Consider the following 19,747-nt stretch of genomic DNA (forward strand, 5'->3'; position numbering starts at 1 on the left):
GTTATTTTACTATCGCTCATTTTAATTACCTTTTAGTTTTCCAACAATACCTTCTGAATAAGAGAGCTTATCTTTTCTAAAAATGATGGAGTAGCTGTAGTTCTTTCCTGATACCGTTGTTTCAGGAATATTAATAACCATATTAGGTTGAGCATCATTTTCTAAACCTAAATAATCATTCACTTGTTCATTTTTGAGCTTATAGGTGATACTGGCAGAACCTGTCTCAAAGCTATAGCCTTTCCGAACTACTTCTAGACTTTTTAAACTCGACCTTGAAATAGAAAATTCCTGCATTAAAAGACGTGAGTGCTTTAAATCACCCTTTTCTTTATTTTTAGAAGAATTTCCTTCCGATAAATGAAGACTGCCATCTTTGTAGTAGACATTTCCTTTAAATAAAATTTCTTCTTCAATTTTCCCATCTGAATTTTTAAGTGAGCTTTCCTTAGTAATTTCTCCTTTTATTTCTTTGGTTTCAGAAATACCATTTAAAACCGTTTGGTAAATTATTGTTGGTGAGTTTTCATCTTTCTTTTCAGTATCTGTTATACGGATTTGAAACCCATCCGGAAACTTTTCAAACAAGTCTTCTAGATTTTCCGTTGGGTAGACCTTGCTTAACTCTGCAGCCTTCCCTTCAATAAATCTTCGGCTACTCTTTAGACTACATCCAGATAGAGTCAACAACGCCACTCCCAAAAGTATTGCTGTCAGCGCTAATTTTTTCCTCATAAATTCCTCCATCAATCATTATAAAGTTTATATTGCTTGCTTTTGTAACCACTAAATAATTCCGAATGAGAGTTATGCCCATCTTTAATATCTAAAGTATAGCTATAGGCCTTATTTTCGACAGTTTCAGACATGATATAAAAAATCATTTTTAATTTTTTATCCTGCTCCACCCCCATGTAGTTGTTTAAAATCGGATCCGATAGAGTATAGTCAATATCTGCGCTCCCTGTTTCAAAACTATAGCTTTTTCTCCCCAATTTTAATTTCGACAGAGTATTTCTATTGATTGTAAATTCTTGGAGCAATAGTTTAGGATTCCTTATCGTCGCATTTGCCTGAGGATCCATCAATTGAATCATTCCATCTTTATAAACTACTCCACCTTCATAGAGTACTTCTGTATGTCTTTTATCATCATTATCAAAAGTTACTTTCTCCCATAAAATAGTTCCAATAATTTTTCGAGCCTCGATATCACCATTTAACTTTACAGATTGGAAGAGATAACCCTCCTCGTTGTAATCGTAAAGGTCTTCACTCCAAATACTAAACCCACCCGGAAACTTTTCAAACAGATCTTCTAGATTTTCTGTTGGGTAGACCTTGCTGAGCTCAGCAGCCTTCCCCTCGATAAATCTTCGACTGCTTTTCATAAAACAACCTGTCAATGTCAACAGTGCCATTCCAAAAAGTACTACTGCCAACGCTAATTTTTTTGTCATAATTTTCCCTATCCTTGATATGATTCATTTTAATTAACAATAGTATACCTGTTTTTCCTATATTGTGCTAGCTTTTTAACAGGATGGGTAAATTTCTATAAAAGTCCCTACTCTTTTATAGCTAAAATCAAAAAACGCATCTATTTAAGATGCGTTTTATTTTATAATCTGATGCAAAGAATCTTAGTTCAAGTGCCAGATATCTTCATTGTACTGAGCGATTGTACGGTCAGATGAGAAGAATCCTGCTTTAGCAATGTTGACGATGACTTTATCCAACCATGCGTCACGGTTTTCGTAATCAGCAAGCATTTGCTCTTTCACTTTGATGTAGTCTTCCAAGTCAAGAAGAGTCATGAACCAGTCTTTGTTGATCAATTCATTGTAAAGACGTTCCAAGCGTTCTTTCTTACCAACTGCAAGAACAGCGTCGCTCACGATGAAGTCAACCAATGGTTTGATAGCTTCACGTGCATAGAATTCGCTTGATTTGTAACCTGATTTCGCGTAAAGGTCGATAACAGTTTCTGAATCTTCACCGAAGATGTAGATGTTTTCATCGCCAACCAACTCAGCGATTTCCACGTTTGCCCCGTCCATAGTACCAAGAGTCAAAGCTCCGTTCAACATGAATTTCATGTTACCAGTACCTGAAGCTTCTTTAGAAGCAAGTGAGATTTGTTCAGAGATATCACATGCTGGGATCAAGAAGCTTGCTGCAGTAACGTTGTAGTTTTCAACCATAACCACTTGCAAGTGTGGAGCTACTGCTGGGTCGTTTGCAATCACTTCTGACAAGCAAAGGATCAAGTGGATGATATCTTGAGCGATAGTGTAGGCAGGAGCTGCTTTACCACCAAAGAATACTGTGATTGGACGAGCAGGGATGTTACCAGCCTTGATGTCCAAGTATTTGTGGATCACATACAAAGCGTTCATTTGTTGACGTTTGTATTCGTGAAGACGTTTGATTTGGATATCAAAGATAGAGTTTGTATTGATTTCCACACCTTGGTGCTCTTTCAAGTGACGAGCCAATTTACGTTTGTTGTGAGCTTTGATGCTTTCCAATTTTTCTTTGACAGCAGCCTTGTCTTCGTATGAAAGAAGGTCTTCCAATTTAGAAGCTTCATGGTGCCATTCGCGTCCAAGAATCTCATCCAAGTAGTGAGACAAGCTTGGGTTAGCATGCATAAGCCAACGACGGAATGTGATACCGTTGGTTTTGTTGTTGAATTTTTCTGGGTAGATGTCGTAGAAAGCTTTCAACTCTGAGTTCTTCAAGATTTCAGTGTGAAGAGCTGCAACCCCGTTTACGCTGTATCCGTAGTGGATATCCATGTGGGCCATGTGTACACGATCGTTTTCATCAATGATTTGAACAGCTGGATCTTTGTATTCAGCACGAACACGACGGTCCAATTCTTTGATGATTGGTACCAAGTGAGGAACCACTTCTTCCAAGAATTCAAGAGGCCATTTTTCAAGGGCTTCAGCAAGAATTGTGTGGTTTGTGTAGGCAGTCATGCTACGAACGATAGAAATTGCTTCATCAAGTTCGATACCACGTTCAGTCAAAAGACGGATCAACTCAGGAATCACCATTGATGGGTGAGTATCGTTGATTTGTACAACTGCGTAGTCAGCAAGGTCATGCAAGTTGCTTCCTTTTTCGATTGCTTCATCGATGATCAATTGCGCACCGTTTGAAACCATGAAGTATTGTTGGAAGATACGGAGTAATTCACCTTGTTTGTCGCTATCGTCTGGGTAAAGGAAAAGAGTTAAGTTGCGAGCGATGTCTGTCTTATCAAAGTTAATGCCATCTTCGATGATAGAAGAGTCAACTGAATCCAAGTCAAACAAACGCAAGCGGTTTTTAGTAGCTGTTTTGTAACCAGGTACATCGATATCGTAAAGAGTAGATGTCAATGTGAAGTGTGCAAATGGCACTTGGTAGCTACGGCTTGAGCGAACCAACCAGTTTTGGTCAGTCAACCAAGCGTTAGGAATTGTTTCTTGTTGGTTGTTTTTAAGAACTTGTTGGAAAAGACCAAAGTGGTAGTTCAAACCAACACCGTCACCGTTCAAACCAAGTGTAGCAATTGAGTCGATAAAGCAGGCTGCCAAACGTCCCAAACCACCATTACCAAGTGATGGTTCCAATTCTACTTCTTCGATTTCGATCAACTCTTTACCTGCGTCAGCAAGTTCTTTTTTAACTTCGTCATAAAGACCAAGGTTAATCAAGTTGTTAGACAAGAGTTTACCAATCAAGAACTCAGCTGAGATATAGTAAACTTTTTTCTTACCAGTGTTGACTGGTTTTTGGCTGCTTGCTAGTTTGCTGTAGTTAAGAAGAGCAAGGTAAAGCTCCTCATTGCTACATTCTGCGATAGATTTATTGTAACGATTTTGTACAAATTCTTTTAATGGTAACATTTTTTGTGTCTCCTGATAATGTCTTATTTCTTTAATTCTACCAAATTTTCATTGATTCGGCGATAAATTGTAGTCAAGTCAAGCAAAGTTTCTTCGACAGCAGGAGTCAATTGATCCTCTGTCATACGCCATGACCAGTTTCCACCAAGAGTAGATGGGAAGTTCATACGAGCTGAACCATCCAACTCTAGCAAATCTTGCATAGTAGCGATAGTCATAAAGCTTACTGATGAAAATGCTGTACGAAGCATAGCATGTACTACTGTTTCGTATTCCTTGCGGTTTGTATAACGCGCCATGTACTCACGTGTTGGATCGTCGATCTCATCACGGTACCAACCAAGAACAGTGTTGTTATCGTGTGTTCCTGTGTACATAACTGAGTTTGCTGGTGCCAAGTGTGGGCTGTCGATACTTTCATGTTCTGGGTTGAAGGCAAATTGAAGAACTTTCATTCCTGGGAAGCCCGTACGCTCGCGAAGCTCGATAACTTCATCAGTCATGAATCCAAGGTCTTCAGCGATGATGTTCAAGTCACCAAGTTCTTCTTTAACAGCTGCAAAGAGTTTGTAGTCAGGTCCTTTCACCCATTTACCAGGTGCCGCTGTTTTAGAACCAGCAGGGATTTCCCAGTAAGACTCAAATCCACGGAAGTGGTCGATACGAACGATATCGTAGATTTTGAAGCTTTCACGCAAGCGTTCAATCCACCATTTGTAACCATCTTTATCCATTGCTTCCCAGTCATAGATTGGGTTACCCCAAAGCTGACCGTCTGCAGAGAACTCATCTGGTGGGCATCCTGCAATGTGAGTTGCTTTTCCGTTTTCATCTGTTTTGAAGAGATGCGGATTTGCCCACATATCGCTTGAGTCTTCTGCCACGTAGATAGGCATGTCTCCAACGATTTCAATGTGGTTGTCATTAGCGTATGCTTTCAATTTCAACCATTGTTGGAAGAAGAAATATTGTGTTACGCGGTGGTAAACAAGCTTGTCTGCCAATTTCTCACGGTAGCTTTCAAGAGTTGAAGCTTTGCGAGCACGAGCATCAGCATCTGGCCATTCAGTCCAAGCAAGATTGTCAAAATGCTCTTTGATCGCCATATACTCAGCAAAGAGTTCAAGCCATGATTGGTTTTCTTGAGCAAACTTTTCGTAATCCTTGACATCTCCAACTTCAAGGAAACGTTTAACTGCTTTTTCTAAAAGCGGACGACGTGCATAGTAGATTTTAGCGTAGTCAACTTCAGTTGGGTTGTTACCAAAATCCACACCTTCAAGATCACTTGCTTCCAACAAACCTTGCTCCACTAAAATATCAAGGTCGATAAAATGAGTGTTTCCAGCAAAGGCCGAGAATGATTGGTATGGAGAATCTCCATAGCTAGTTGTTCCCAAAGGAAGGATTTGCCAGTAGCGTTGCTTAGTACGAACCAAGAAGTCAACGAAATCATAGGCGCTTTGACCAAATGATCCTATTCCGTATGCTCCTGGAAGTGATGAGATGTGCATCAACACACCGCTTTGACGTTTTTTCATATTAGCACCTCAAGTGTTTATATTGTTAATTACTTCAATTTTTGCGCAAACGTTTGCGCTAATTAAAGTATAACCCATTTCCAAAAGAAATGCAAGCGTTTTTAGAAAACTTTTTTTGATTTATTTATATTATTAAAAATAAAATTTACTATATCCTCTTCTCTTAACTTGATATTTTTTCAAAAAAAATTGCGCAATCGTTTCCATTTGTCCATTTCCGAACAATTTTGTCTTAATTATTTACTTTTTCTTCCTATTATGTTGACAGTTTTCGGTTTCTCTTAATTTTAAGCTTTTTAAAAATTTTTTAAAAAAACGCTTGCAACCGTTTTCTGTTTGTGCTATACTAGGGTCATAAGGGAAAACGTTTGCGTTTCCTCGAAATTAAAATTTGTTATTCTTTAGGAGGAATACACTATGTCAACTAAATTCATGAAGAGCGCTGCTGTACTTGGTACTGCTACTCTTGCTAGCTTGCTTTTGGTAGCTTGTGGAAGCAAAACTGCTGATAAAGCTGCTGATTCTTCAGCATCAGGAAGTCAAGAAATCACTTTCTACGTTGAAGATCAATATAAAGCATTCGCAGAATCAGCTGCAAAAGCTTACGAAAAAGAAGCTGGTGTAAAAGTTACTATTAAAACTGGTGACCAATTAGGTGGACTTGACAACCTTTCACTTGACAACCAATCAGGTAAAGCTGCTGATGTCATGATGGCACCATACGACCGTGTAGGTAGCCTTGGTACTGACGGACAACTTTCAGAAGTTACTTTGAGCGACGGTGCTAAAACAGATGACACTACTAAATCTCTTGTAACTGTTGGTGGTAAAGTTTACGGTGCTCCTGCAGTTATCGAATCACTTGTTATGTACTATAACAAAGATTTGATTAAAGAAGCTCCAAAAACATTTGCTGACCTAGAAAACCTTGCTAAAGATAGCAAATACGCTTTTGCTGGTGAAGAAGGAAAAACAACTGCTTTCCTAGCTGACTGGACTAACTTCTACTACGCATACGGACTTCTTGCAGGTAACGGTGCTTACGTATTTGGTGACCACGGTAAAGATCCTAAAGATATCGGTCTTGCTAACGATGGTGCTATCGCAGGTATCGAATACGCTAAGACTTGGTACGAAAAATGGCCTAAAGGTATGCAAGACACTGAAGGTGCTGCAAACTTGATCCAAACTCAATTCCAAGAAGGTAAAACAGCTGCAATCATCGATGGTCCTTGGAAAGCTCAAGCATTCAAAGATGCTAAAGTGAACTACGGTGTTGCAACTATCCCAACACTTCCAAACGGTAAAAACTACGCAGCCTTTGGTGGTGGTAAAGCTTGGATCATCCCATCAAGCACTAAAAACCTTGAAGGGGCTCAAAAATTTGTAGACTTCCTTGTTTCAACTGAACAACAAAAAGCATTCTACGATGCTACTAACGAAATCCCAGCGAACACTGAAGCTCGCGCTTACGCAGAAGGTAAAAAAGATGAGTTGACAACTGCCGTTATCGAACAGTTCAAGAACGCTCAACCAATGCCAAACATCTCTCAAATGTCAACTGTTTGGGACCCAGCGAAAACAATGCTCTTTGACGCTGTAAGTGGTAAAAAAGATGCTAAAACAGCTGCTAACGATGCTGTGACATTGATCAAAGAAACAATCCAACAAAAATTTGGTAACTAATTGATTGCTTCAAGGGAGATAATTCAAATATCTCCCTTGATTTTTAAATACACTGACAATGTTTTCAGTAACCTTGCTGATTAGCATCGAGCTCTGAGCTCATATCTTATGAAAGGAGCACTCATGGAACAACAACCAAAAAAAGCAGCCTTGCTTTCATTGATTCCTGGGTTGGGGCAAATCTATAACAAACAAAAAGCTAAAGGTTTTATCTTCCTTGCTGTAACAGTAGTTTTTGTCCTCTATTTTGTAGCACTTGCAGCACCTGAATTGAGCAATTTGATCACACTCGGTGAAAAACCTGGACGTGATAACTCTCTCTTCATGTTGATTCGTGGTGCATTTCACTCTATCTTTGTAATTGTTTATCTAGCATTCTATATTTTCAATATTAAAGACGCTCATACGATTGCAAAACGTATCAATAATGGCATTCCTGTCCCATTGACATTAAAGGATATGATTAAAGGAATCTATGAAAATGGGTTCCCATACTTACTCATCATCCCATCTTATGTTGCCATGACATTTGCTATCATCTTCCCAGTTATTGTAACCTTGATGATTGCCTTTACCAACTATGATTTCCAACATTTACCACCAAATAAATTGTTGGATTGGGTTGGATTGACTAACTTCACAAATATCTGGAGCTTGAGTACCTTCCGTTCAGCCTTCGGTTCTGTTCTTTCTTGGACTATTATCTGGGCTTTATCTGCATCTACTTTGCAAATCGTACTCGGTATCTTTACTGCTATTATCGCTAACCAACCATTCATCAAAGGAAAACGTATCTTTGGTGTTATCTTCCTTCTTCCTTGGGCAGTTCCAGCCTTCATCACTATCTTGACATTCTCAAACATGTTTAACGACAGTGTCGGAGCTATCAACACTCAAGTATTGCCTATCTTTGCTAAGTTTCTTCCTTTCTTAGATGGCGTTCTTATTCCTTGGAAGACAAACCCAACTTGGACTAAAATTGCCTTGATTATGATGCAAGGTTGGCTTGGATTCCCTTATATCTATGTCTTGACTCTCGGTATCCTTCAGTCAATTCCAAATGACTTGTATGAAGCAGCTTATATCGATGGTGCAAACGCTTGGCAAAAATTCCGCAACATTACTTTCCCAATGATTTTGGCTGTTGCGGCACCTACTTTGATCAGCCAATACACCTTCAACTTCAACAACTTCTCTATCATGTACCTCTTCAATGGTGGGGGTCCTGGTAGTGTCGGTGGTGGAGCTGGTTCAACCGACATCTTGATTTCATGGATTTACCGCTTGACGACTGGTACAGCTCCTCAATACTCTATGGCAGCTGCCGTTACCTTGATTATTTCAATCATTGTCATCTCTATTTCTATGATTGCATTCAAGAAACTACACGCATTTGATATGGAGGACGTCTAAGATGAATAACTCAATCAAACTCAAACGTAGACTGACTCAAACCCTCACTTACCTCTACTTGATTGGACTTTCAATCGTCATTATCTATCCACTTTTAATCACGATTATGTCAGCCTTCAAGGCCGGTAACGTAGTAGCCTTCAAACTCGACAGCAATGTCAACTTTAGTCTTGATAACTTCAAAGGACTCTTTACAGAAACCTTGTACGGTACATGGTACCTTAATACTTTGATCATCGCTTTGGTCACTATGGTCGTTCAGACAAGTATTATCGTACTTGCTGGTTATGCCTACAGCCGTTACAACTTCTTGGCTCGTAAGCAAAGTTTGGTCTTCTTCTTGATTATCCAAATGGTGCCTACAATGGCCGCTTTGACAGCCTTCTTCGTTATGGCGCTCATGTTGAACGCCCTTAACCATAGCTGGTTCCTCATCTTCCTCTACGTCGGTGGTGGTATCCCTATGAACGCTTGGTTGATGAAAGGTTACTTTGACACCGTACCAATGTCTCTTGATGAGTCTGCAAAACTGGATGGTGCAGGACACTTCCGCCGCTTCTGGCAAATCGTTCTCCCTCTTGTTCGCCCAATGGTTGCCGTACAAGCACTCTGGGCCTTCATGGGACCTTTCGGAGACTATATCCTCTCTAGTTTCTTGCTTCGTGAGAAAGAATACTTTACAGTTGCCGTTGGTCTACAAACCTTCGTCAACAATGCGAAGAACTTGAAGATTGCTTACTTCTCAGCAGGTGCTATCCTCATTGCTCTTCCAATCTGTACACTCTTCTTCTTCTTGCAAAAGAACTTCGTTTCAGGACTTACAAGCGGTGGCGACAAGGGGTAATATACCCTCGCCACCCTTTTTTCTTTTTGAACTTGTACATTGATTGTCTGGTGAGAAACAAGAACTTACTGAGTTTTCCTTGTTAGTTAGTGAACAAACCATGACAAACATTCACTTTTACCAAGGATTCTACTATCCCCGCTTGAAATAAAAACCATTTCTCTATATAATACTCGTATAGAAAAATGCCTATAGAAAGAGATTTATGTTACCATATCCGTTTTCTTATTTTAATAGTATTTGGGGATTCCGTAAGCCCCTCTCTCATCGTTTTGGTCTAAACTGGTTTCAACTGATTTTTACCAGTATATTCTTGATTAGCTTGTCTATGGTCCCTATCGCCATTCAGAACAGCTCTCAAGAGACTTATCCCTTAGAAACTTTTATCGATGATGTCTACGCTCCTTTGACGGACGAAGTCGTTCAGGATCTAGCTAAGAATGCTCAGATTGTAGATGGTAAACTAAGCTATACGGGGTCAACTCCTCATCAAGCTTCTGTTCAAATTGGAGATACTTCTAGTTCAAGTTTCCCTGAGGAATTACTTCTTCATTTTGAACCTGAGCAACTCGTCATCAGCAAGCAAGGAAAAGAACTAACCAGCATTCGCTATCATGCGATCACGACTGAAAGTTTCCAAAACAAGGAAAGCTTAACGCAAGCCATTTCTAAAGACTGGTACCAACAGAATCGTGTCTATATTAGCCTCTTTCTTGTGCTAGGTTCTAGTTTCCTCTTCGGACTTAATTTTTTCATTGTCGCTCTAGGTTCTAGCCTCTTGCTCTACTTTACGAAAAAATCACGTCTCTTCTCATTTAAGACCTATAAAGAGTGCTATCATTTCATCTTGAACTGTTTAGGATTACCAACTTTGCTTGCCATGATTCTCGGTCTCCTAGGCCAAAACATGTCAACTTTAATTACTATTCAAAATATTTTATTTGTTCTGTACCTGGTCACTATCTTTTACAAAACGCATTTCCGTGATCCAGACTACCATAAGTAGGAGATTATTATGCCTGTTACGATTAAAGACGTGGCCAAGGCTGCAGGGGTTTCACCCTCAACCGTAACCCGTGTTATTCAAAACAAATCAACTATTAGCGATGAGACAAAAAAACGAGTTCGCAAGGCAATGAAAGAACTCAATTATCATCCCAATCTCAATGCGCGAAGCTTAGTTAGCAGTTACACGCAGGTCATTGGTTTGGTTCTTCCAGACGACTCTGATGCTTTCTATCAAAACCCCTTCTTTCCTTCTGTTCTGAGAGGGATTGCACAGGTTGCCTCAGAAAATCACTATGCCATTCAAATCGCCACTGGAAAAAACGAAAAAGAACGCCTAGATGCTATCTCTCAGATGGTCTATGGAAAACGTGTAGATGGTTTGATTTTCCTGTATGCACAAGAGAATGATCCCTTAGTAAAACTGGTTTCTGACGAACAGTTTCCTTTCCTCATTCTAGGGAAATCACTCTCGCCTTTTATCCCGCTCGTTGATAATGATAATGTTCAGGCTGGCTATGATGCTACAAATTTCTTTATTAGAAAAGGATGCAATCGCATTGCCTTTATCGGAGGGGCTAAGAAACTCTACGTTACTCAAGACCGCTTGGCTGGATACCTACAAGCTCTGCAAGAAAGCAAACTGCCTCTGGATAGTCATCGTACCTTTTTCGCTGATGAATTCCTTGAAGAAAAGGGATATAATTTTAGCAAACAGCTATTCAAACACGATCCTCAGACTGATGCCATTATCACGACTGATAGCCTTTTAGCCGAAGGGGTTTGCAACTACCTTAGTGAACACGGTCTCAACATCCCTGTTCTTAGCTTTGACTCTGTCAATCCGAGATTAAATCTAGCTGCCTACGTGGATATCAATAGCCTATTACTTGGTCGAACTTCGTTCGAAACTATTCTTCAAATTATCAATGACGTCAAAGAAAACCGGAAAATCTGCTATCGTCAAGTGATTGCACATGAAATTATTGAAAAATAAAAACCAGCTCTAATTTAGAGTTGGTTTTTTATGTAGTCTTCTGTTTGACTAATTAGTTTTCAACCTCAACAAATCGTCCTAAAATATGAACATTTTCAGATACAGAAACAAAGGCTGTCGGATCAACTTGCTTCATGATATGCTTAAAATCATTGAATTCTGCACGAGTGATAACCGTAATCAAAATCGCTTTACGCTCATGGTTATAGGTCCCTTCGGCATCATGAATCATAGTCGCCCCACGGTGTAATTTATTGTGGATTTTTTCAATCACCGCATCCGGATTACTAGTAACAATCATGGCCTGCATGCGTTTTTGTTTGGTAAAAACTGCATCCGTTACACGACTTGAAACAAAGATAGTAATCATAGAATAGAGAGCATATTTCCAACCAAAGGTCAAGCCTGCAATCAGCATAATGGTCCCATTCACTAGGAAGGAGATGCTTCCGACATTACGGCCTGTCTTCTTACGAATGGTAAGGCTGACAATATCTGTTCCTCCACTGGAGATATTATGGCGTAACGCAAAGCCGATTCCCAGCCCCATAACAACACCCCCAAAGAGGGCATTGATGATTGGGTCCTCTGTTAAGACCACCACAGGTACAAACTGGATAAAGAGCGAGCTCATAGATACCGTGATGAAGGTAAAAACCGTAAACTTATGCCCAATTTGGTACCAGGCCAGAATCATGAGCGGAATATTGATGGCGTAAAATGCTACTGAAATCGGGAAATAAAAGCCAAACCAGTGATTACTAAGTGCAGAAATGATTTGGGCCAAACCTGTTGCTCCACTCGAATAAACGTGTCCAGGTTGGAAGAAGAAATTGACGGCTACTGCTGATAGAAAACCATATACCAGAGAAGCTGAGATTTTTTCATCGTATTTTTCTCGGGAGATACTTTGCAAAACGCGCAAAATCTTCACCCGATAAGCAAAGCGGCGCAGATAATGGTACCACTTTTTAGTTAGTTTCGTTTGTTTCATCTTGTTCTACTTGTAGATTAAGTTCCTCTAATTGTTTAAGAGCTACTGTTGATGGTGCTTGCGTCATTGGGTCAGTTGCCTTGTTGTTCTTAGGGAAGGCAATAACTTCGCGGATGTTTTCTTCTCCTGCTAAGAGCATGACAAAACGGTCAAGTCCGATAGCCAAACCACCGTGTGGTGGGAAACCATAGTCCATAGCTTCCAAAAGGAAACCAAACTGGTCATTTGCTTCTTCAGCTGAGAATCCAAGAGCTTTGAACATTCGTTCTTGGAGTTCTTTTTGGTTGATACGAAGACTACCACCACCAAGTTCATAACCATTCAATACGATATCATAGGCAATGGCACGAACCTTAGCCAAATCTCCTTCAAGTTCATGAGCAGTTTCTGCTTGAGGAAGGGTAAATGGATGGTGGGCGCTCATGTAACGGCCTTCTTCTTCTGACCATTCAAACATTGGCCAGTCAACTACCCAAAGGAAGTTAAATTTATCGTTATCAATCAAGCCTAGTTCTTTAGCAATACGTCCACGAAGGGCACCAAGTGTTGCATTGGCTACTTCAAGTGTGTCTGCCACAAAGAGAACCAAGTCCTTATCTTCAAGACCAAGTGCTGCTGTCAAATCTGCCTGAATACCAGTCAAGAACTTAGCAACTGGACCGTTTAATTCACCGTCGACAACCTTGACCCAAGCAAGACCTTTAGCACCATACTGTTTGGCTACTTCTGTCATCTTATCGATATCTTTACGTGAGTAGTTATCTGCTGCGCCTTTGACGACGATGGCTTTAACGGCAGGTGCTTCTGAGAAGACTTTGAAATCAACACCCTTGACAACTTCTGTCAAGTCTTGAAGCAACATCTCAAAACGTGTATCAGGTTTATCAGAACCATAAAGAGCCATGGCATCATCGTACTTCATACGAGGGAATGGCAGTGTCACTTCGATGCCTTTTGTTTCCTTCATCACGCGCGCAATCAAACCTTCTGTGATGTCTTGAATTTCTTGTTCAGTAAGGAAAGAAGTTTCCAAGTCGACCTGAGTAAACTCTGGTTGGCGGTCTCCACGCAAGTCTTCATCACGGAAACATTTAACAATTTGGTAGTAACGGTCAAATCCAGCATTCATCAACAACTGTTTTGTAATCTGCGGACTTTGAGGAAGAGCGTAAAAATGCCCTTTATTGACACGAGATGGCACCAAATAGTCACGCGCCCCTTCTGGTGTTGACTTAGAAAGGAATGGTGTTTCCACATCGATAAATTCCAACTCATCCAAGTAGTTACGGATAGAATGCGTTACCTTGGCACGAAGCTTAAGGTTTTCCAACATTTCTGGACGACGAAGATCAAGGTAACGGTAACGTAGACGTGTATCATCGTTCGCTTCAATGCCATCCTTGATTTCGAATGGTGTTGTCTTGGCTGTATTAAGCACAGTAAGAGCCGTTACATTCAGTTCAACCGCTCCAGTCGCCAACTTGTCATTTGCTTGCTCACGTGCAGCAACCTGACCAGTCACCTCGATGACAAATTCACTACGAAGGCTTTCAGCTGTTGCCATCACCTCTGCTGATACTTTTTCAGGGTTGATGACCAATTGCATGATTCCTTCACGGTCACGAAGGTCGATAAAGATCAAACCACCAAGGTCACGACGACGAGCAACCCAGCCTTTCAAGGTAATTTCTTGTCCGATGTGCTCCTCACGAACACGACCAGCATACATACTACGTTTCATGTTTTCTCTCCTCTTTTATTCTGTTACTATTTTACCATAAAAGCGCAGGCTCTTCATGAAAATCATCAGAAAAGTTGAGAGAATCCTCTCATAAATGAAAAAATCCAGCAAAGTCATTCGCTGGATTTAGGTTTTCTTTATTTTTTACGCTTTTCCGCAATCTCTGCCGCCTTTTTAGGGAGAACAATCTCCGTTGCATAAGCCGTCGCAAATCGCATAATACCTGCGATTGGTGCGAAGATTACTGCTAAATAGTTATAAAAGAAATCCCCTTTTAAAGCATAGGCAAGCACTCCAATGATAAAAAAGAGAACAACTGCCTGAATCACTGCTAATAATATCACTCGTTTCATGACTTCCTCCTGAGTCTATTATAGCATGACTATCATTAAAAATGCGATTAAATTATTCAAAGCATGTAGGGCTATACTATAAGCTAGACCACCTTTGCTAATATAAGCCAAGCCCAAGCTAAAGCCAAGTGAAGCATAAACTAGGAATTGCTGTGGAGTGCCAGGGAAATGAACGAGAGCAAAAATGATACTACTTACAAGAAGAAAGAGAACTGTTTGCTTGACATTATCCTGTTGAGGGAAGACATAGCGAGCTAGCATACCTCTAAAGGTTAATTCTTCTGTCAGGGGCGCAAAGACCACCACCATAAAGAAAGAAAAGAGAGGTTGATTATGAGTCAATTGTTCTGCCGTCTGTTGATTGACTGACGGATCATTTGGCAAAAAGAATTGAGCAACAATGACAAGGGCCAATACTAAGGCAGGTAACCAGATGTATTTGTTAAGGGCTGTTTTTTCAATCGTAACAGTTCCTGTCTTATACCACTTGTAGGTAACGAAGGTGAAGATTCCTGCTAATAAGACATAAACAGGGACAAAAACGTAGTCAGGTGCTCCCAACTTCATCGCTGCCACACCTACACCCTGAATAAAAGTATAAATCATAATAAATGATAAGAAAGTAAGGCTATACCAACCGATATTTTTAAGTGTTTTCATAAGATTCTCCTATTTAAAATAACGTTTTGTTTTTCGCAACTGTGCAACATTCGTGTACAAATGGATGACAACTGCTACGAGTAGAGCAACCAACTGCACTTGACCCAATACTACAGATAGTACTACTAAGACAACATAGATGCCAGGAATGAGGATTTGATTGACCTTGAACAAGATCAAGTAAGCTTCTTCCATTTCAGCCTGTTTTTCTCCCTCATCATAAGTATCGAGGTATTCCAAAACTTCCTTAGGGGTTGCCATAATAGACAGTTTGTAGTTACGGACCTTGCTAGTGATTTTGAGGCAGTAAGCACCCGACCAGATACCTACAACTATCAAAAGTAAGGATGCTGCTGATAGGCCTAAACCTCCCAAATCTAAAAGTAAGCAGGCTAGCATACTAATTTGGCAAACATTCCAAGCTACCGTACCATAATCCAAGAAACGATACATAGCAAGATAGTCTTGTTCGTTTTCTTCGTCCTCTTCTTCTCTTTGGTAGCTCTTATAAGCCTTATGACTTTTTCTAATGAAATAAAAAGTTAGAATCGTCGTAATCAGGCCTAGAAAAAGAAAGAGTGATTCCAAGGCAATGACTACTTGCCCTTGATTGATACCTAAAGGATTAACGCCAAGGAAACCAGCAAGTATTCCTAATAAAACTCCGGCAATAAAAAGTTTCAGTGCGAAAATGACATGTTTCTTTTCCATCTTTTAACCTCTTTCTAAAACAAGCCAGACAACCATTGACCTAGGGACTTACCTGATTCAAAAATAGCTGTCAAACCTTCTGCTCCTAGTGATACCAAAAGCAAACAAACAGCAAGTAAGAGAATAGCTTGATTTCTAGCTTTTTTTGCTCCATCCCCCAAGGGTTCATTCCCAAGCCAACCTGCTAGATAAGCATAGAGAGTTACTGTTATAATCCCAATCTCCGTCGAAGAGAGGAACAAGAAGACTGTCACCAAACGAATGATATTGGCTTGAATGTTAAAATAATTTCCTAAACCTGCACAAACACCTGCAAGTGCTTTGTTCTCTGTATCGACTTGAAAACCTGCTAAAAACTCTTTCATAACTTTTCTCCTTTTAGGATCTCTTTAAACTTTATTTTTTTCTCTACCCATCTAAAGACTAATAGTAGCACTATATTATTCCAGAAGAGGTACTTGCCTTCTACGATCGTAAACCAACCAAATAGGCTTCCAATCATAGCCAAAAAATTTACGATAAACACAACGATACATAGATAATAAATCATTTTATACTTGTTCATCACTCATCCTCCTCTAAGCGAAAGACCGACTCGACTGGCTCATGAAAGATCTGAGCAATCTTCAGGGCAATAACAATGGATGGTGTGTACTCATCCCGTTCTAGCAAACTGATGGTCTGCCTGGACACGCCTGCTAGCTTGGCCAGTTCAGTTTGATTCAGACCATCGCGAGCTCGAAGCTCTTTTAGACGATTTTTAAGCATGTCTTTTTTACTCCTTTGTTCTTATCTTGATTTCATTGTAACATATCTTTTTATTTTTGACAAGCATATTTGTCAAAAAGTTTAAAATTTTTGTCATTTTGCAAAAGAAAAAGGTCAGGAGTGGTATCCTGACCATATTTTTTTCTTATAGTTAATAGAAGATTGCTTACTCAGCTGATGAAGCATCTGAATCTTCTTTTACTTGCTTTTTATCTTCTTTTTTGTAATCTCTTCTGATGATATACAGCGTTGATAGACTGATGAGAGTCAGCAAAGCACCTGTAATTGTTCCTTTTTGGGAGAATACAAATTCTACTTTGTGTTGTCCTGAGGTAATCGGGAATGAGATAAAGCTGTTCCATGCTTTTGTCACAGGGACATCCTTGCCATCGACCTTCACTTTCCAACCCTCACTATAAGGGATGGAAGTCATCATATATTTACTGTCGTCAGTAATATTCACTGAACCGACGATATGAGTATTTGAGAATTTCTCAACTTGTAGACCTTGTGCCTTTCTTTTTTCTAAAGCACTTTGGATTTGACTGATCTCTGCGCGATAAACACCTGCGTTTGAAAGGTCAACCTTATCAGTTTTAAAGCGGAACTCAAGTACAGATTCTTGATCCATCGCATTATCTGCGATTTGCCAAAGTTGACGTTGCGTATTTCTCTTAGAATGAGTAAACCACTTGCCATTCAAAAGAACGGAGTAATCTTTATCTGAATTTAGACTTGCAGGTACAAAGAAGTAATAAGTCAAGTCTGTTCGCGGAGTAATTCGGTAGCGAACCACTGCATCTTTGGAAGAATCCACACGCTTGTAGACTGCCGTTCCTTTTTCTTTGTCGACATTTTCCTCTGTTAGATTTTCTATTTCAACATCGCCGTATGCTAGAGGTTTGAAGTAGTCAAGGTAGTTTTCCTCGCCTTTTTTCGCACCTTCCATAGAATTGAGGATGATGTTTTGATTTTGGATAGCATTGTTTTTACCGAAGTTGATATTTCTTACCAAATCATTTGTTCCATAAGCTAATGGGAAGGAATTGGGATTTTCGTACACAATATAGCGTTCGTCTTCATAGACCTTACGCGTGAAATAACGGTGCATATCAAAACGACTTGCAAAACGAGTGAAGTACATTCTCTCAGGATGAGCTTCTTTCTGAGCAGGTTCCAAATCCTTGATATCCATATAATAGCGAACCCCGTATAAGGCATCTGTTAACAGAGTACCATTTTCATACTCAGTTGCCGCATTAATCCCTTGGTCACCCATGTAGGCAAATTGGTCCATGGTAGAACGCTCTAAGCTAGAACTAAAGGTACTTAAACCTGGGTAAGAAACAAGTGATGGTACAGTTTTTGAATAGGCGAAGGTTGTGGCGATTCGGTAGAATGGTTGATCTGCCTGTTTTTGAACATCGTCTGTCACTTGTTTTACAGATACTGTTGCATCTACAAACTTATCCACATCTGCATAACCAAAGGTCACTTGAGATAGATAAGCATTGTATCCTAATTCAAAGATGGTTAGGGCAGACAAGGCAAGAATTGCTAATCTGGTCATTCTTGTGCGCAGTAAGAAGATAACTGCCAAATAGACCAGCAAGGTTAAGACAACCTGAGATAAGAGATAACCCGTTTGGAGAAGAATTCCCAAAAGAAACACAACAGAGCAAGCTATCAAGAGTACGATTTTTTTCACTTGAGGAGCTTTACGAGAACGACTCCAATAGAGGTACGAAAGGGCACCTGAAATTGCTACTAGTAAAAGCCAAAATACGATGAAGTTCTTTGATAGGAACTGAGTCAAAGCTTCAGGCTGGGTTTTTGGTAGATAAGTGAAATTTTTGGTATAGAGATAAATAGCTGATAAAACCAGTAATATAGCTGAAAGCAGTTTTCCTCTGCGAGAAACCTCTACTTGTCCCTTGATTACTTGGTAGGCTAAAACAAGCATAAAGAAAGAGAACAGCCATGAGAAACGGAAAAAGAATCCAGCTGGGTTTTGTCCCATATGCCATATTTTACTTACAAATTCATTGACAAAGGAAATCAAGAAAACGAGGGTAACAGCACCTGCAGCCCAACGTTTTTCCTTGGCTACCTGTTTCGATGTAAAGTAAAGGATGAAACCAATAAATCCTAAAGCACCGATATAGATATTTGGAAGGTTAGGCCCAGCCGACCAACCAGAAGCCGTATCAAAACCACCGATAGCAAGCTTCGATAGGATATCTACAGGATTGATTTGAAAGGCAAAGGAGAACCTCATAGCATCTCCAACCTGCCCCTTACTCTCAAGAAGATTATAAAATACTGGTACGATCAATATCGAAGCTATAGCAACTCCAATGACAGAGAAGGCAAATGTTTTCACCAAAGGACTTAGGAAGTGTTTCAGCTTTTGTTTTAAATTTCCTTGGATAGAGAGACGCGGTGAAACATAATAGCAAGAGTATAGGACGATAAAAATCGAAATCATATAGCCCATATAAAATTGCAAAAAGACTGTTAGCCCTAGAATAAAGGCATAGCGATAGGGTCTTCCACCATCCAAGAGATCTTCTAGATAAATGATGACGAGCGGTAGCATGATCATGGCATCATAGAAGATAACGTTCATCTGATAAGAAACGAGCATACCTGATAGAGCATAGGCTGTTGCAAATAGGGGTACCAACCACATACGTGATTCTGCACCCTTATAGCGCTTGATCAGAAAGTGAGAGAAAGAAAGTCCGATTGCACCGTATCTGAGCCAAATGGTAAGAAAGACCGCCAAACCATAGTGTTTGAAGGGGATAATAATATAAAAGATATTAAAGGGACTCATCAAGTAGTAACCTAAAACCCCAATCATATCTCCACCGAGAGATTTGGTGAAGGAATAGGTCAGGCTGCTTAGATTCCCAGTAAGTACTGCATTCTTAAGCAAGCCAAAAAAGCTGATATACTGCTGACCAAAGTCAACTGCCATCAGACTTTTATTTCCAAAGGGATAACTACCCATGAAGAACCAGACAACCAGCATGATTGTCATCGGTAATAAGGCGCTGATTGTATAAAGCAAGGCTTGGGCATGTTTCCCTTTCAACTCTTGCCAACGCATTAACCACTTATTCATGA

At 39.9% G+C, this 19,747-nt stretch carries 18 protein-coding genes; 5 read left to right on the plus strand and 13 right to left on the minus strand.

Going from position 1 to position 19,747, the window contains the following annotated elements; all coding sequences use genetic code 11:
- Positions 1-21: 21 nt before the first annotated feature.
- From HMPREF1481_RS09145 to malQ, 4 genes are all read right to left on the minus strand, one after another.
- Positions 22-747: a hypothetical protein gene (locus HMPREF1481_RS09145; RefSeq protein WP_148510639.1), complete on the minus strand. Its 726-nt coding sequence runs from the start codon at positions 745-747 to the stop codon at positions 22-24.
- Positions 747-1,460 (minus strand): hypothetical protein, encoded by a 714-nt coding sequence (locus HMPREF1481_RS09150; protein WP_016466376.1) that lies wholly within the window; start codon positions 1,458-1,460, stop codon positions 747-749. The genes HMPREF1481_RS09145 and HMPREF1481_RS09150 overlap by 1 nt, the downstream gene beginning before the upstream one ends.
- Before the next feature lie 183 nt (positions 1,461-1,643).
- Positions 1,644-3,902: a glycogen/starch/alpha-glucan family phosphorylase gene (gene glgP, locus HMPREF1481_RS09155; protein WP_016466377.1), complete on the minus strand. Its 2,259-nt coding sequence runs from the start codon at positions 3,900-3,902 to the stop codon at positions 1,644-1,646.
- 23 nt (positions 3,903-3,925) lie between these two features.
- On the minus strand, positions 3,926-5,443 hold the full coding sequence (gene malQ / locus HMPREF1481_RS09160) for a 4-alpha-glucanotransferase (RefSeq protein ID WP_016466378.1): 1,518 nt from the start codon (positions 5,441-5,443) through the stop codon (positions 3,926-3,928).
- A 417-nt stretch (positions 5,444-5,860) separates the two neighbouring features.
- On the opposite strand from malQ, the gene HMPREF1481_RS09165 reads away from it, so the two are divergent.
- The 5 genes from HMPREF1481_RS09165 (at position 5,861) to HMPREF1481_RS09185 (ending at position 11,388) form a co-directional block, all read left to right on the plus strand.
- A complete protein-coding gene (locus tag HMPREF1481_RS09165; RefSeq protein WP_016466379.1) occupies positions 5,861-7,129 on the plus strand; it encodes an extracellular solute-binding protein in 1,269 nt (422 codons plus the stop codon).
- 123 nt (positions 7,130-7,252) lie between these two features.
- Complete coding sequence (locus HMPREF1481_RS09170) at positions 7,253-8,542, plus strand: carbohydrate ABC transporter permease (protein ID WP_016466380.1); 1,290 nt, start codon at positions 7,253-7,255, stop codon at positions 8,540-8,542.
- Between the two features lies 1 nt (position 8,543).
- Complete coding sequence (locus tag HMPREF1481_RS09175) at positions 8,544-9,386, plus strand: sugar ABC transporter permease (RefSeq protein WP_016466381.1); 843 nt, start codon at positions 8,544-8,546, stop codon at positions 9,384-9,386.
- 205 nt (positions 9,387-9,591) lie between these two features.
- Entirely contained in the window at positions 9,592-10,392 is an 801-nt protein-coding gene (locus HMPREF1481_RS09180) for a DUF1189 domain-containing protein (protein ID WP_016466382.1), read from the plus strand.
- A 9-nt stretch (positions 10,393-10,401) separates the two neighbouring features.
- Positions 10,402-11,388, plus strand: coding sequence for a LacI family DNA-binding transcriptional regulator (locus HMPREF1481_RS09185; RefSeq protein WP_016466383.1), 987 nt, complete (start codon positions 10,402-10,404; stop codon positions 11,386-11,388).
- Between the two features lie 52 nt (positions 11,389-11,440).
- Here the strand turns inward: HMPREF1481_RS09185 and HMPREF1481_RS09190 are convergent, their stop codons facing one another.
- From HMPREF1481_RS09190 to pgfM1, 9 genes are all read right to left on the minus strand, one after another.
- Positions 11,441-12,382 (minus strand): YitT family protein, encoded by a 942-nt coding sequence (locus HMPREF1481_RS09190; protein ID WP_016466384.1) that lies wholly within the window; start codon positions 12,380-12,382, stop codon positions 11,441-11,443.
- Positions 12,360-14,123, minus strand: a complete 1,764-nt coding sequence (aspS, locus tag HMPREF1481_RS09195) for an aspartate--tRNA ligase (protein ID WP_016466385.1) — start codon at positions 14,121-14,123, stop codon at positions 12,360-12,362. The genes HMPREF1481_RS09190 and aspS overlap by 23 nt, the downstream gene beginning before the upstream one ends.
- 137 nt (positions 14,124-14,260) lie before the next feature.
- Entirely contained in the window at positions 14,261-14,476 is a 216-nt protein-coding gene (locus HMPREF1481_RS09200) for a hypothetical protein (RefSeq protein WP_016466386.1), read from the minus strand.
- Positions 14,477-14,494: 18 nt separating this feature from the next.
- Complete coding sequence (locus HMPREF1481_RS09205; protein WP_016466387.1) at positions 14,495-15,136, minus strand: CPBP family intramembrane glutamic endopeptidase; 642 nt, start codon at positions 15,134-15,136, stop codon at positions 14,495-14,497.
- Between the two features lie 9 nt (positions 15,137-15,145).
- The gene (locus tag HMPREF1481_RS09210) at positions 15,146-15,847 is read right to left on the minus strand and encodes a DUF3169 family protein (RefSeq protein ID WP_016466388.1); all 702 of its coding nucleotides are present in this window, start codon (positions 15,845-15,847) and stop codon (positions 15,146-15,148) included.
- A gap of 14 nt (positions 15,848-15,861) precedes the next feature.
- Complete coding sequence (locus HMPREF1481_RS09215; RefSeq protein ID WP_016466389.1) at positions 15,862-16,212, minus strand: PspC domain-containing protein; 351 nt, start codon at positions 16,210-16,212, stop codon at positions 15,862-15,864.
- On the minus strand, positions 16,209-16,412 hold the full coding sequence (locus HMPREF1481_RS10930) for a hypothetical protein (protein WP_016466390.1): 204 nt from the start codon (positions 16,410-16,412) through the stop codon (positions 16,209-16,211). The genes HMPREF1481_RS09215 and HMPREF1481_RS10930 overlap by 4 nt, the downstream gene beginning before the upstream one ends.
- Positions 16,412-16,615: a helix-turn-helix transcriptional regulator gene (locus tag HMPREF1481_RS09225; RefSeq protein ID WP_000916944.1), complete on the minus strand. Its 204-nt coding sequence runs from the start codon at positions 16,613-16,615 to the stop codon at positions 16,412-16,414. The genes HMPREF1481_RS10930 and HMPREF1481_RS09225 overlap by 1 nt, the downstream gene beginning before the upstream one ends.
- A gap of 166 nt (positions 16,616-16,781) precedes the next feature.
- Positions 16,782-19,745, minus strand: coding sequence for a glycosyltransferase PgfM1 (gene pgfM1 / locus HMPREF1481_RS09230; protein WP_016466391.1), 2,964 nt, complete (start codon positions 19,743-19,745; stop codon positions 16,782-16,784).
- Between the last annotated feature and the right edge of the window lie 2 nt (positions 19,746-19,747).

This window comes from Streptococcus sp. HPH0090 (genome assembly GCF_000411475.1).
In the GTDB taxonomy this organism is placed as follows: Bacteria; Bacillota; Bacilli; order Lactobacillales; family Streptococcaceae; genus Streptococcus.

Bases quoted from the DNA above. Each gene is read 5' to 3' on its own strand.
- malQ (WP_016466378.1), bottom strand. From the start codon at position 5,443: ATGAAAAAACGTCAAAGCGGTGTGTTGATGCACATCTCATCACTTCCA.
- HMPREF1481_RS09165 (WP_016466379.1), top strand. From the start codon at position 5,861: ATGTCAACTAAATTCATGAAGAGCGCTGCTGTACTTGGTACTGCTACT.
- HMPREF1481_RS09185 (WP_016466383.1), top strand. From the start codon at position 10,402: ATGCCTGTTACGATTAAAGACGTGGCCAAGGCTGCAGGGGTTTCACCC.
- HMPREF1481_RS10930 (WP_016466390.1), bottom strand. From the start codon at position 16,412: ATGAACAAGTATAAAATGATTTATTATCTATGTATCGTTGTGTTTATC.
- pgfM1 (WP_016466391.1), bottom strand. From the start codon at position 19,745: ATGAATAAGTGGTTAATGCGTTGGCAAGAGTTGAAAGGGAAACATGCC.
- HMPREF1481_RS09225 (WP_000916944.1), bottom strand. From the start codon at position 16,615: ATGCTTAAAAATCGTCTAAAAGAGCTTCGAGCTCGCGATGGTCTGAAT.
- HMPREF1481_RS09145 (WP_148510639.1), bottom strand. From the start codon at position 747: ATGGAGGAATTTATGAGGAAAAAATTAGCGCTGACAGCAATACTTTTG.
- HMPREF1481_RS09170 (WP_016466380.1), top strand. From the start codon at position 7,253: ATGGAACAACAACCAAAAAAAGCAGCCTTGCTTTCATTGATTCCTGGG.
- HMPREF1481_RS09190 (WP_016466384.1), bottom strand. From the start codon at position 12,382: ATGAAACAAACGAAACTAACTAAAAAGTGGTACCATTATCTGCGCCGC.
- glgP (WP_016466377.1), bottom strand. From the start codon at position 3,902: ATGTTACCATTAAAAGAATTTGTACAAAATCGTTACAATAAATCTATC.
- HMPREF1481_RS09180 (WP_016466382.1), top strand. From the start codon at position 9,592: ATGTTACCATATCCGTTTTCTTATTTTAATAGTATTTGGGGATTCCGT.
- HMPREF1481_RS09215 (WP_016466389.1), bottom strand. From the start codon at position 16,212: ATGAAAGAGTTTTTAGCAGGTTTTCAAGTCGATACAGAGAACAAAGCA.
- HMPREF1481_RS09205 (WP_016466387.1), bottom strand. From the start codon at position 15,136: ATGAAAACACTTAAAAATATCGGTTGGTATAGCCTTACTTTCTTATCA.
- HMPREF1481_RS09210 (WP_016466388.1), bottom strand. From the start codon at position 15,847: ATGGAAAAGAAACATGTCATTTTCGCACTGAAACTTTTTATTGCCGGA.
- HMPREF1481_RS09200 (WP_016466386.1), bottom strand. From the start codon at position 14,476: ATGAAACGAGTGATATTATTAGCAGTGATTCAGGCAGTTGTTCTCTTT.
- HMPREF1481_RS09150 (WP_016466376.1), bottom strand. From the start codon at position 1,460: ATGACAAAAAAATTAGCGTTGGCAGTAGTACTTTTTGGAATGGCACTG.
- HMPREF1481_RS09175 (WP_016466381.1), top strand. From the start codon at position 8,544: ATGAATAACTCAATCAAACTCAAACGTAGACTGACTCAAACCCTCACT.
- aspS (WP_016466385.1), bottom strand. From the start codon at position 14,123: ATGAAACGTAGTATGTATGCTGGTCGTGTTCGTGAGGAGCACATCGGA.